Consider the following 12,199-nt stretch of genomic DNA (forward strand, 5'->3'; position numbering starts at 1 on the left):
CCGCGCGGTTATGGAGACAAAAAGCGCAACAATTCACCGAAAAATGCCGTTGCCGGCACGCCAACTCCCCATTACTGGATCTGCCCATAAGACAGCTGTTGTAGGCGATCCGCCATTGGCCGCAGTCCTCACAGGCTTCGACATGACCACCCAACGCAGCGGTGCGGCAGTGTTCGATCGCCGACATCACCTTGAGCTGCTGCAGGCTCAGATGCCCTGCATGGGCGACCCGGTATCCGGGGCCGGCAGCACGGAAGATATCGGCGACCTCCAGGTCCGCGCGCACCGGTTCAGCCGGGAGGCGTCTTGCCTTCCATCAGCGCCATCAGCCGGTCGAGCGGCCCTGCGACCGCGTGGATCGTCCGGGTCGAGACCTTGGTGTAGAGCGCGGTGGTATCGAGCTTGCTGTGCCCGAGCAGCACCTGGATGACACGGATGTCGACATCCTGCTCAAGTAGGTGGGTGGCGAAGCTGTGACGCAGCGTGTGCGGACTGACGCGCTTGCGGATGCCGGCGACTTCGGCTGCTTCCTGGACCGCGCGATGCAGTTGCCGCGACGAGATCGGCGCCGTGCAGCCGCGCCCCGGGAACAGCCAGCCATGGGGGAGCATCACCCCCAGCCGCTTGCCTTCGCGCCACCACAGCCGCAGCAGTTCCAGTAGCTGCGGCGAGAGCATGGCGTTGCGGTCCCTGCGTCCCTTGCCCTGTTCGACGCGGATCAGCATGCGTGTCGAGTCGATGTCGTCGACCTTGAGGTGCGCGACCTCGGACACGCGCAGGCCCGCGCCATAGGCGACACCGAGCGCGGCCTTGTACTTGATGCCTGGTGCTGCTTCGAGGAGCCGCGCCGCTTCCTCAACGCTCAGCACATCGGGCAGCTTGTGCGGATAGCGCATGATCACCAGCACACGTGCCAGATCCCGCCGCTTCAGCGTCACCAGGAACAGGAACCGCAACGCCGAGACCGCGCCGTTGATGGTCGCAGGCCCAACGCCGTTCTCATGCTGATACAACTGGAAGCGACGGATGTCCTCGGGCGTCGCAGTATCGGGAGAGCGTCTGAGAAAGGCTGCGAAGCGTCGGACATGACGAACGTAGTCCTGCTGCGTATGTGGTCCCAGGCCCCGCATCAGCATGTCTTGCTGCATGCGCTGGCGAAGCGGTGTGATCGGAGCGTCGGTCGACAGGGTAGCCATGGCAAGTTCCTCTCGTTGAAGGGAACTCCATGGTCGGATCGCGGGCTCTACCCGCTCAAGGCCTATGAATACCGCGCCATCTCAGAATCAGGCGACCCTCCCGCGAAGCGGGTTCGTGCATGGGGCGCATAGCTGCCGGCCAGATCGCCCCGCCGCGTTTCAGATTTGCGTCCGAGGCGCCGGGATCAGGGCCAGGCTAAGACAACCATCCAAGCAACACAAAATACGGGGTAGTCGAACTCATCGTCCGGCCCCGTATTTTGTGCATCGCGGGAGGAAGGTGCGACACACTCCGTCGGCCTGTGTGCCGCAAGCCGGCGGGGTTGCAGCTTCAGGCGGCGGTGCTGACGCGGCTTGGCCCAAGAATCGATCTGACCTTGTCGGCGACCGCGCGCCCGAGATCGGCGTTGTTTTCGGCGGTGAAGTGAATGCCGTCGACACCGTCCGTGGTGACGAAATCGCCGGCGTTGAGGAAGTCGATCTTCATGAAATCGGCCATCGCCTTGTACTGACTGGCCAGATCCCTCGACTTTTCGTGACCGCCGCCGAACATGCCCTCGAACCATGGGTCGGGCATCGGGCTGAGGGGCGGCGGCGCAATGACCAGCGCCTTCGGAGCCGGATAGGGCGTGCCGACACCGCCGGCACTTGTCAGGATCTGCCCGACCAGTTTCGCCATTCCATTGGCAATCTCGTAAGGCGTCCGGCGGAAATAAGACTTGGTGTCGTTGGTGCCGAGCATCACGATGACCAGGTCCAGCGGCAGATGGCTGGCAATCGCCGAGGGCAGGTAATTGGCGCCGTTCAGGCGCGGATCGTTGGGGTCGTCGAGGCAGGTCGTGCGCGCGCTCAAGCCTTCTTCGATGATGTGATAGCCTTCGCCGAGCGCCGACGCCATCACACCCGTCCAGCGCTGATCATAGGGGTAGCGATAGGTCGGCGACCCTTCCTTGACCGGAACCCAGCCCCAGGTCAGCGAGTCGCCATAGCACATGATGTTTTTTGGCGGTGACATCCATGTCTCTCCATCTGTTTGCAATTGTCTGAACGCGCGGTTTGTCGGTCCCGGCCAGCGCCGGGGCCGAACTGCCTTTCGCTGTCTCAAGTCAGGGGGTTCGCACGCGCACTCCGTAGAAGATCGCCGCGCCGAGGATGATGACGCCCTGGGCGATGAGCTTGCCGGGCTCATCGATGCCGAGCACCGTCATCACCACGAATAGCAGCGCAAAGCACAGCGCACCGAAGAAAGGCCCCCAGACGCCGCCGTCGCCGCGGCCGAAGACGACGCCGCCAAGGATCGTTGCGGCAACCGCCAGGATCGGCAGGTCGAGACCGACCCTGACGCTGCCGACGGCAATCGAACCGGTCTGCACCAGGGCCGCGATCGCCGCGATCAGGCCGGCGAGCGTATGTGCCAGGATGACGGTGCGCTGAACCGGCACGCCGGAAAAATGGGCGGCTTCGGCATTCTCCCCGACCGAGGCGACATAGCGGCCAAACACCGTCTGCGACAGCAGCAGCGACACCGCGGCGGTCAGCAGGATCCAGAACAGAACGGGCGTCGGTACCGACAGGAATTTCGTGTTGTAGAGGTCGTTGAACAGCTTCGGCACGTCGCCGGGTGGATTTCCGCTCGACAGGAACTGCACCAGCCCTACCAGGATGATGCTGACGGCCAGCGTAACGATGACGGCCGATACCCGCCGGTTGCCGATCATGAAGCCGTTGAACAGGCCGATGACGAGGCCAGTGGCGAGCGCCAGCGCGACGAAGAAGGGCATCGACGCGCCGGGGAAACTGCCCGACGAGATGAAATAGTTGATGAGCAGGATGATGCCGCCGCCGGAGAGGTCGATCGACTTCACCCGCATGACGACGAGCTGGCCCAGCATCAGGATGCCGAGCGGAACGATCTGCCTGATGAAGATGCCCATGATGTTGAGGTTGAGCATGTTCGGCCGCGCGATCCACAGCGTAGCCAGCAGCACGAGGAAGACAAAGTATGACGGCGGTATGCGCAGCAGACGCCGTGCGATCGGATTTGCGAGAGCCATAGCTCAGAGTCCCATCTTCTTGCGGGATTGCAGCCCGACCACCGCCAGCAGGATGCCGCCCTTGATCGCGGTCTGGACAAAGGGCGAGACGTTGGCGAGGTTCATGCCATTGGCCAGCAGCGCCATGACCAGCGCGCCGATCACCGTGCCGTGCAGACTGCCGATGCCGCCCGAGAGCTGGGTGCCTCCAAGAGCCACGGCGGTGACGGTGTCGAGTTCGAAAAGCAGCCCGACATTCGGATCGCCCGACACGATGCGCCCGGCCAGGAAGACACCGGCAACGGCCGCGAAACACGAACAGACCACATAGGCGAGGATGATGTTGCGACGGTCGGAGACGCCGAAGTTGCGCGCGGCACTCTCGGCGCCGGACGCGATGCCGCCGCCGATCGCAAACAGGTGCAGCCCGTATCGCGATCCGTAGAGCAGCTTCCAGGCTGCCAGGATCACGACGATGCCCCAGAAAACCGGATAGGGAATGCCCAGGAAACTGCCTGAGACGGCAGCGATGACGATCTCCGGCACGGTGCCGCCGGAGACGGGACGCAAGATGCGCGTGATGCCGAGCACGATATACTGCGTCGACAGCGTCGCGATGATCGGATGGACGTTGAAACGGGTGATCGCCAGGCCGTTGATCAGCCCGATCAGCGCGGCCAGCATGAAGACCGCGGGGATCAGCACGATCGCCGGCTGGTCGAGCGCCAGCACCGCCGTGGTGAAACTGATGACAGAGCCGACGGACAGATCGAGCCCGCCGATGAGCACGACGACGAGTTGTCCGAGCGCCGCGATGATCAGCGGCATCGCCTGAGCAACCAGGTTGAAGAGGTTCTCGGCCGTCGCGAACTGTGTCGTCTCGACAGTCAGCCACAGCGAAATGAGCAAGGCGACCAGCAGCGGCAGTCCCCACAGGCCCTGCCGTGTGTTGCGGCCACTCAGGATGTTGAAAAGCGAACGATGCATGGAAGCCCCTAATGCTGGCGCGTGGAGCCGCCCATCAGGGCCGCGTCGAGGATCTTGTGTTCCGTCGCCTGCGCCGCCGGCATTTCGGCAACGATGGTGTCGTGATGGACGACGTAGATGCGGTCGCAGAGCCCAATCAACTCGATCGTCTCGCGCGACAGCACCAGCACCGCGCCGCCCTTGCGGGTGAAGTCGCGCAGCAGATGATAGATCTCGGACTTAGCGCCGATGTCGACGCCGCGGGTCGGCTCCTCCACCAGCAAAAGATCGAGATCGGCGGCGAGGTAGCGGCCGAGCAGAACCTTCTGCTGGTTGCCACCCGACAGGGAGCCGACCGGAGCCGACGGCCCTGACGCCTTAATGTTCAGGGCCTCCATCATGCGGGCGATGACGCTTCGATACGGTCGCGCCGGCGCGAGTTCGGATTGCCTCGAATGCAATCCGATGGCGATGTTGTGGGCGATCGGCAAAGCGAGAAAGAGCCCCTCCTCCTTGCGGTCCTCGGGAACGAAGCCGACCTTCAGTTGCTGCAAATGGCGAACGCCCGACGACGCCGAGAGCGGCATCTTCAGCGCCTTGCCGTTGACGGAAATCGTCCCGGCGAAGGGATGGTAGCGGCCGATCAGCGATCTCAGGAAGCGTTGCTGGCCCTGCCCCTCGAGCCCGGCCAGGGCGACGATCTCGCCTCTGTGCAAAGTCAGCGACAAAGGCTGCGATGTCTCGGTGATCCTGAGGTTTTCGACGCGCAGGATCTCGTCGCCCTTGTCGCCCGTGCGATCGGGAAAAAGGTCCTGGAGTTCGCGTCCGACCATCATGGCGATGAGTTCGTCCGTGGTGATCTCGGACACCACCCTGGTGCCGACCAGCGCGCCGTCCTTCAGCACCGTGACCGTGTCGCACAGCTCGAAGATCTCCTCCATGCGATGCGAGATGTAGACAACAGCCTTTCCCTTATCGCGCAGCCGGCGGATGTTGCGGTTGAGCACATCGACATCGGCCGCATTCAGCGCCGCCGTCGGTTCGTCGAGAATGAGCACGCTGGCGTCCGCCTGGATGCAATGCGCGATCTCGACGAATTGCCGCTCGGCGATCGTCAGGTTGGAAACGAGTTGTGATGGATCGAGGGTGAGGCCGAGTTCGCCAAGCGCCTTGGCGGTCTGGCTGCTCATAGCGGGATAGTCGATCGAGCCGAACCGGGTCGTCGGCTCCCGGCCAAGAAACATGTTCTCGGCGATCGACAGATTGGGCAGCAGCGAATGCTCCTGGAAAACGGTCGAAATGCCTGCATCCAGCGCGGCGCGCGGGGACTTCAGATCGAGCTTTTCCCCGTTCATGAAGATTTCGCCGGAATCGGGCTGATGCACGCCCGCCAGGATCTTCATCAACGTCGATTTGCCGGCGCCATTCTCCCCCATCAGGGCGTGAACGCTGCCCGCCTTGAGATCGAGGGAAACGGAGTGGAGCGCCTTGCTCCCTCCGAACGCCTTCGAAATGTGGGACATATCGATAAGACTGGTCACGAAACCCTCGAACGAACCGGATTCGACAGATGGAACGGCCCGCGGGGAATGCCTGTCCACTCCCCGCCAGCCACGGCGCCGTCACTTCTTGCCGTAATATTCCTTGAGCTTGTCCTCGGGCAGTTCGCTCGGCCACCAGACATTGGCGGTCAGGTCGTCGCGATAGTATTTGGCGGCCTTGTCCTTGTCCCAGCCGTCGGGGTTGTAGACGTAGCGCTTGTAGAGCTGTTGACCCTCGAGCAGGGCGACGGCGGCACGCACGCCGGCGGCGCCTTGAGCGGGGCTGTATTCCGGCGAGATCGACTTGAAGCCGTCCGTGATCCACTGGCCGAAATAGCCATTGTTGCCCTCGCCCGAAATCGGCGGAATGGGCGTGCCGAACTGCTTGAAGACATCGACGCAGGCGCGTGTCATGTCGGCGCCGGACGACCAGATGCCGTCGACCTGCGGATTGTTCAGATAGAGCGTCTCGCACAGCTTCTTGGCCTTGTCATACTGCCAGTCGCCATGCTCCTCGGCGGTGATCTGCACATGCGTGCCCTTGAGCGATTCCAGCAGGCCGTTGTAGCGGTTGGTGTCTTCCGGATGGCCGGCCAGGCCACGCAGGACCCAGATCTTGCCGTTGTCGCCGACGGTCTTCACCAGCCAGTCGCCCATCACCTTGCCGAAATGTTCGGCGCCGCCCTGGATCTCGGTGGTGTAGGCATCGGAATCGATGCGGCCGGTGTGAAGGACGACGGGGATGCCGGCGGCGACCGCCTTGGCGATGCTGGCGTTGGCCGATGTGCTGGTCACCGGCTGAACGATGATCGCGTCGACATGCTGCGCGATCAGATCCTCGATATCGGCCACCTGTTTCTTTTGGTCGAAGCCCGCATCGAGTAGGATGAACTTCGAGATGCGCTTGTCCTTGGCCGCGGCGTTCTCCGCCTCATGCGCCACCTGCACGGTCCAGGTGTTGGCGTTGACGCCGAAGTCGCTCATTCCGATGACCCAGGGCGGGTCCTTCTTGAACGCACCGGCCGCGGTCATGCGCGTGTCGTCGGGGCGCGGCGCGACGCCGTCCATCAGCTTGACATCTTCCGCATGCGCCAGGGATGTCACGGCAAGCGCTGATGCAACGAACATCCCCAGACCGACGGTTTTCAGCAATCCTAACATTGAACTCTCCTCCTTGTGGTTGCCCCGGCCGCACGAATTCGTACGGGCCGCGAGACGCTCTCCCAATGCACGCTCGTCGTCGCAAACCGACCGATGCACGCAATTCTCCCGCCCCCGAACACATGCGTGTCGAGGTCCAACCTGGGCTGGACGATGATGACGGTTGAGAACTCCTCCGGGCACTTTAGAAGCACAGCGGATTCGGCCTGTCAATAGTTAGTCATGTTGAATGACTATTCCCTTGCTTGCCTTTCACCGCTCCTCTATCCATCATGAATGGCGCTCGCCGGCTTCGGCGCGCTGTCAGTCCCGGCGGGAAAAACATGCGATCAGTCTTGTGCTACGGCGATTCCAACACGCACGGCCAGATCCCCGGCAGGGGGCCGCTCGAGCGCTATGGTCCCGATGAGCGTTGGCCGGGGGTACTGCGTGCACAGCTGGGGGCCGATTGGTATGTCGTCGAGGAAGGATTGAGCGGTCGAACCACCGTCCATGACGATCCGATCGAGGGAGCACACAAGAACGGCCGAACCTATCTTCGCCCTTGCCTGCAGAGCCATGCGACGCTCGACCTCGTCGTCATCATGCTCGGCACCAACGACCTGAAGATCCGCTTCAACAAGCCGCCGTCGGAAGTGGCGATGGGGATCGGCTGCCTCGTTTACGACATCAAGGAGCTGGCGCCAGGCCCGGGCGGCCGCACGCCCGAAATCATGATCGTGGCCCCGCCGCCGATGCAGGACGACGTCAAGGAATGGAAGTCCATCTTCGCCGGCGCGCCGGAGAAATCGCGCCTGCTCGCGCTCGAGTTCGAGGTTCTGGCGGACTCGCTGGAACTGCACTTTTTCGATGCCGGCTCGGTGGTGTCCTGCAGCGAAGCGGACGGGTTTCACATCGACGCTGAAGCCCACAGATTGCTTGGCACGGCGCTCGCCCGCGCGGTCGATGCCATCGGCTGGAGCCGCTCGGCATGAGCAATCATATCGCCGTCCGGCAGCGCGCTCTTACCGACGGGGCGACCCTTGCCTGACATGAGATTCGCACCACCCAATCCCTTGCGCATCGCGGATCGTGCGAGCGGACTGAATGCGTTGAGCGTCCGCAGCTACAACGAGCGGCTGGTGCTGTCGCTGCTGCTGCAGAACGAAGGCATTTCGCGGATGGAAATCGGCGAGAAGACCGGCCTGTCGGCGCAGACGGCCTCGGTCATTGTCCGTTCGCTTGAGCAGGAAGGCCTGGTCTCGCAGGGCGAGGCGCAGCGCGGCCGCGTGGGACCGCCCACCATCCCGCTTTCGCTCAATCCGGAGGGCGCCTATGCGGTCGGCGTCGGCTTCAGCCGGCGCAGGATCGACATCGCGCTCATCGACTTCATCGGCACCGTGCGCTTCCACAAGCAGCTGCCGGCGGATGAAGCCAATCCCTTTCCGCAAAGCAGCGATCTGCTGGGCGCGATCAGCCAAGCCATGACCAGCTTGCCGGTCGAGGTGCGCAGCCGGGTCGCCGGCATCGGCTTGGCTGTTCCCGACGACGTCGACGCCATGGCTGCAACCCGCAACGGATCGAGCACCTCCCTGAAGGCTCTGCAAGGCGAGATCGAAGAGCAAAGCAAGCTGCCGGTTTTCGTGCAGAACGACATCACCGCGGCAGCCGGCGGCGAGAGCATGTTCGGCGTCGCAAAGCCGCTCAACGACTATCTGTTCTTCTATCTTGGTGCACGGCTGCAGAGCAGGCTCATCCTCAATCACCAGATCTACAAGGGGAACTCCAGCGCCAGCTTCGATCACGGCCTCGTGCGCCTGGAGAGCGAATTAATCCTGCGCGAGCACCCGTCCGAAATCATCTGGAGCAGCAGCCCTGAATGGCCTGATCTTGGCGAGGCCTACAGCGCATGGCTGGGCGAATGTTCCGACCGCCTAAAAGCGTCGATCTCGGCACTGACCCAGTTTGTCGAATTCAGGACGGTCGTCCTGTCCAGCTATGCGCCGCAAAAGATCGCCAAGGGATTGTGCGACGACATCGGCCGGGAATTCCCCGGCATCGAAGCGCTGCCGGCGCGGGTCACCATCAGCCCGAAGGCCGTGGGAGCGGCGAGCCTGCCGTTCAGCTCGCGCTTCATGATCCAGTGATCGTACCGAACCCGCTCTGTCGCTAGCCAACACAGGCGACGCGCCCGCCCGAGCTAAAACAGCCTCAGATACTGCGCAGCGTCTGGTAGCAAAGTTTGCAATTGCGCAGAAAGAAGCCCTAAGCTCTTGCGGCATAACGTCAAGCTAACTGATTCTATTGAGTTTTTTGGCGCACCCGACAGGATTCGAACCTGTGACCTCTGCCTTCGGAGGGAAAGGCACTCCTTGCGCCAGATTTGTAGGCAGGACGGCCTCGTCAGCCGCTGCAGCGAAGTCGGAACTGGCAGCTCTCCGAGTGGGGGGAAAGGCGGTAGCGCTCTCCCGCTACCAAACTCCGACGGGGAGAGAGTGTTTCCCATTTTCAGGTCGCAGCCGCAGATTACCGTCTGAGCCGAACGCAGGCCTTCACTGTACCAGGAGAGCCTTGCAGACAGGCGAAGCCGTGAGGCGATACTCGCCCACGCCTCGACCAGTCACAGCACAGCGGATTTGAGCGAGCGCTCGACCGCCTCGCCGAGCTCATCGTGGCGCGAGGCCACCATGGCGAGGCATGGCTCCCGCCATACGACCATTTGGAGCGCGCCCTGCAGGATCATCGAGCAAAGGAGGAGCGCCTCGCCGCAGTGCGCCAGCGTGTCATACGATCCCAGGATCGAACGGCAACACGATCTTCCAGGCCGAAGTCAGCGACCGTCCGTGATACGTACTTAGGGGATTTGGGGAATAATCACAGCAGGACCGGATAGATCGCGCGCTTCGACGGCCCGATGCAGGTCTTGAACCTGGGTCCACTCGAACCGGGAGTAGGAATTGGTATCGAACATTCCGTCCGACATGGCCTTATATAGGTTGGCGGCGTTCTCCCGAAATTGCGCCGCTGCCGCGTTGTGCGGAAAAATGGAAGGTCTGGTCAGGAAGAGACAGCCTTTGCGGTTCAAGAGTTCCGGATCGATCGCCGGAGCCGGTCCGGATGCCATGCCAAAGACAATGACAGTTCCGAAAGGGGTGGTCAGATCCAGCGAAGACAGGAACGTGTCTTTGCCTATTGAATCGAAGACTGCGTCGACCTTGGTACCTCCGGTCCATTCGAGAATTTCGTCCTCCCAGCCTTTTCTCGAATAGTTGACAGCGAACGCACATCCGTTGGCTTTCGCCAACGAGCATTTCTCGTCCGATCCGACCGTCCCAATCACGGTTGCCCCAAGCTTACTGGCCCAACTTGCCACTATGGAGCCGACACCGCCGGCAGCGGCGTGCAGGAGCACCAGATGCCCATTACGCACGGGGAACGTTTTTTGTATCAGATACTGCGCCGTCAGACCTTTGAAGAAGTGGGCGGCGATCACCTCGTCCGAAAGGCCATCAGGAACGGCAACCAGCTTCTCGGCGTTGACGGTCCTGAATGTCGCGTAGGCTCCTGGGCCCGCGCCCATATATGCGACCCGATCGCCGATCTTGAACTCCTCTACTGAGGAATCCAGATCCTCAACCACTCCCACTGCCTCATGTCCCAGGCCAGTAGGCAAGAGAAGCGGCGCTATGCCTTTGCGTTGCGATATATCGATGAAATTGAAGCCTATGGCAGTCTGCCGAATGGTCACTTCTCCACGGCCGGGTGGCCCCAACTCCAAGTCAGCAAAGTGCATAACCTCCGGGGGGCCATGGTGCTCTATCTGAACAACTTGAGCCTTGGGCATTTGGAAATCCTCCTGTCGTCATCGACCGATATGGATATCGGGCCTTTTGCCGGGTCATCGCGGACGTATACGAATGTCGCCACCTCTTGCCGGCAGGCCATCATGATTGTGCGAACCAATATTTGGTTTCAGCACTGAAGGGCTGGGCCAAATCGCTCCTGAAAGACCCGAGCGCCGGCTGGCCGACAGCTTGATCAAGTTCGGGCAAACAGTCCTGTCACGTGTTGCGACCGCTCCGTCATCTGCGCCGGCGCAAGCCTGCATCGGGTAAAGCGAAACCTTGCTTCGCATTGTTCAAATTGCGTTCAGTCGCAACGTCGGCTCTTGCTCAGCAGGGGCGCAGAGTTTGTTGCGGGTCCCTGCGAATTGAATCTACCTGCCAATATTGGATCGTGGAGATGTCCTACAAACTGATCGTGCAGCAATTTGCCGACGAGATCGCCGTACGAGACGGCGAAACAATTCTTGAAGCGGCGATGCGCACCGGGCACGACTATCCTTCGGACTGCAGAAACGGAGTTTGCGGCGAGTGCAAATGCGCTCTCATCTCCGGTTCCGTGGACATGAAGCAGTATCTGGATGTCGCCCTCGACGAGGACGAGAAGCAACAGGGTTATATTCTCGGCTGCCGCTCGATGCTGCGAAGCGATTGCGAAATTGCTCTGCTTGACCGAGAAGAAGCGCCTGCGGCGGCCTTTCGTTCGGTCGAGGCAACGGTGCGATCCGTCGAGCGGGTCACCCATGACATTGCTTTAGTGCAAATGGTGACGAAGGACGGCCGGCCCTTCGACTTTGCTCCGGGCCAGTATGCCAATGTGCAATTCTCCCAGCATCCCCCGCGAAGTTATTCCTTCGCCAACACGCCGACCTCAAACCTCCTGGAATTTCACATAAGGGCGGTTCCCGGTGGCAGAGTCAGCCCACACCTCTATGCGGACCTTAAGCCAGGCGACGAAGCCATCATCGCCGGCCCAAAAGGCATGGCATATCTGCGCAAACAGCATGTTGGGCCAATTGTATTCTGTGCCGGAGGTTCAGGGCTGGCACCTATCCTGTCGATGATCCGCTGGCTCAGCCGTGAGCAGGTTGCAAGAACCGCTTATCTCTTTTTCGGCGTTCGGTCAGAAAGAGATGTCTATTGCGAAGCCGAGATCACCCATCTTTGCAAGAATCTGGGCTGGGGTCCGCCACAGATCGTGCTGTCAAGCGCGAGCGGCGAAACGGCCAGCCGCAAAGGTTTTCTCGCCGACGCTATCAGGCAGGATTTGACCAGTTGCGAGGGGATGAAGGCCTATCTCTGCGGTCCACCCATCATGATCGAGACCTGCCGTAAGTCGCTATTGGACCTTGGTCTCGCCCGACAGGACTGCCACGCGGACGTCTTCTGGACGCCCGCGTCCTAGTCGCGTCCAGCAATGATGAAAGCGTTCGTTGTCGAGCATGATGCTTTCCGACAACCGCGTTCCCTGTCGAGATCAT

The 12,199-nt window shown here is 61.7% G+C and carries 11 protein-coding genes; 3 read left to right on the forward strand and 8 right to left on the reverse strand.

Going from position 1 to position 12,199, the window contains the following annotated elements:
* From NKH02_RS21540 to NKH02_RS21570, 7 genes are all read right to left on the reverse strand, one after another.
* Nucleotides 1-286, reverse strand: a 286-nt coding sequence (locus tag NKH02_RS21540; RefSeq protein WP_352881251.1) for a transposase zinc-binding domain-containing protein, incomplete at its 3' end; no start/stop codon positions are given.
* Nucleotides 287-290: 4 nt separating this feature from the next.
* Nucleotides 291-1,196: a tyrosine-type recombinase/integrase gene (locus tag NKH02_RS21545; protein WP_352881253.1), complete on the reverse strand. Its 906-nt coding sequence runs from the start codon at nucleotides 1,194-1,196 to the stop codon at nucleotides 291-293.
* Nucleotides 1,197-1,527: 331 nt separating this feature from the next.
* Nucleotides 1,528-2,211: an SGNH/GDSL hydrolase family protein gene (locus NKH02_RS21550; protein WP_352881255.1), complete on the reverse strand. Its 684-nt coding sequence runs from the start codon at nucleotides 2,209-2,211 to the stop codon at nucleotides 1,528-1,530.
* 91 nt (nucleotides 2,212-2,302) lie between these two features.
* On the reverse strand, nucleotides 2,303-3,250 hold the full coding sequence (locus NKH02_RS21555) for an ABC transporter permease (RefSeq protein ID WP_352881256.1): 948 nt from the start codon (nucleotides 3,248-3,250) through the stop codon (nucleotides 2,303-2,305).
* Nucleotides 3,251-3,253: 3 nt separating this feature from the next.
* Nucleotides 3,254-4,216: an ABC transporter permease gene (locus tag NKH02_RS21560; protein ID WP_352881258.1), complete on the reverse strand. Its 963-nt coding sequence runs from the start codon at nucleotides 4,214-4,216 to the stop codon at nucleotides 3,254-3,256.
* 8 nt (nucleotides 4,217-4,224) lie between these two features.
* Complete coding sequence (locus NKH02_RS21565) at nucleotides 4,225-5,736, reverse strand: sugar ABC transporter ATP-binding protein (RefSeq protein WP_352881259.1); 1,512 nt, start codon at nucleotides 5,734-5,736, stop codon at nucleotides 4,225-4,227.
* Nucleotides 5,737-5,817: 81 nt separating this feature from the next.
* A complete protein-coding gene (locus NKH02_RS21570) occupies nucleotides 5,818-6,864 on the reverse strand; it encodes a substrate-binding domain-containing protein (protein ID WP_502913851.1) in 1,047 nt (348 codons plus the stop codon).
* A 356-nt stretch (nucleotides 6,865-7,220) separates the two neighbouring features.
* On the opposite strand from NKH02_RS21570, the gene NKH02_RS21575 reads away from it, so the two are divergent.
* Nucleotides 7,221-7,871, forward strand: coding sequence for an SGNH/GDSL hydrolase family protein (locus tag NKH02_RS21575; RefSeq protein WP_352881262.1), 651 nt, complete (start codon nucleotides 7,221-7,223; stop codon nucleotides 7,869-7,871).
* A gap of 57 nt (nucleotides 7,872-7,928) precedes the next feature.
* Nucleotides 7,929-9,023, forward strand: coding sequence for an ROK family transcriptional regulator (locus tag NKH02_RS21580; protein ID WP_502913852.1), 1,095 nt, complete (start codon nucleotides 7,929-7,931; stop codon nucleotides 9,021-9,023).
* Nucleotides 9,024-9,730: 707 nt separating this feature from the next.
* Here NKH02_RS21580 and NKH02_RS21585 read toward each other — a convergent pair.
* Complete coding sequence (locus NKH02_RS21585; protein ID WP_352881265.1) at nucleotides 9,731-10,720, reverse strand: quinone oxidoreductase family protein; 990 nt, start codon at nucleotides 10,718-10,720, stop codon at nucleotides 9,731-9,733.
* 398 nt (nucleotides 10,721-11,118) lie between these two features.
* On the opposite strand from NKH02_RS21585, the gene NKH02_RS21590 reads away from it, so the two are divergent.
* Complete coding sequence (locus tag NKH02_RS21590; protein ID WP_352881267.1) at nucleotides 11,119-12,123, forward strand: 2Fe-2S iron-sulfur cluster-binding protein; 1,005 nt, start codon at nucleotides 11,119-11,121, stop codon at nucleotides 12,121-12,123.
* The last annotated feature ends 76 nt before the right edge of the window (nucleotides 12,124-12,199 follow it).

The organism is Mesorhizobium sp. M1396 (genome assembly GCF_040317725.1).
GTDB lineage: Bacteria > Pseudomonadota > Alphaproteobacteria > Rhizobiales > Rhizobiaceae > Mesorhizobium.

Bases quoted from the DNA above. Each gene is read 5' to 3' on its own strand.
- NKH02_RS21585 (WP_352881265.1), bottom strand. From the start codon at position 10,720: ATGCCCAAGGCTCAAGTTGTTCAGATAGAGCACCATGGCCCCCCGGAG.
- NKH02_RS21590 (WP_352881267.1), top strand. From the start codon at position 11,119: ATGTCCTACAAACTGATCGTGCAGCAATTTGCCGACGAGATCGCCGTA.
- NKH02_RS21560 (WP_352881258.1), bottom strand. From the start codon at position 4,216: ATGCATCGTTCGCTTTTCAACATCCTGAGTGGCCGCAACACACGGCAG.
- NKH02_RS21575 (WP_352881262.1), top strand. From the start codon at position 7,221: ATGCGATCAGTCTTGTGCTACGGCGATTCCAACACGCACGGCCAGATC.
- NKH02_RS21570 (WP_502913851.1), bottom strand. From the start codon at position 6,864: ATGTTCGTTGCATCAGCGCTTGCCGTGACATCCCTGGCGCATGCGGAA.
- NKH02_RS21580 (WP_502913852.1), top strand. From the start codon at position 7,929: ATGAGATTCGCACCACCCAATCCCTTGCGCATCGCGGATCGTGCGAGC.
- NKH02_RS21555 (WP_352881256.1), bottom strand. From the start codon at position 3,250: ATGGCTCTCGCAAATCCGATCGCACGGCGTCTGCTGCGCATACCGCCG.
- NKH02_RS21550 (WP_352881255.1), bottom strand. From the start codon at position 2,211: ATGTCACCGCCAAAAAACATCATGTGCTATGGCGACTCGCTGACCTGG.
- NKH02_RS21545 (WP_352881253.1), bottom strand. From the start codon at position 1,196: ATGGCTACCCTGTCGACCGACGCTCCGATCACACCGCTTCGCCAGCGC.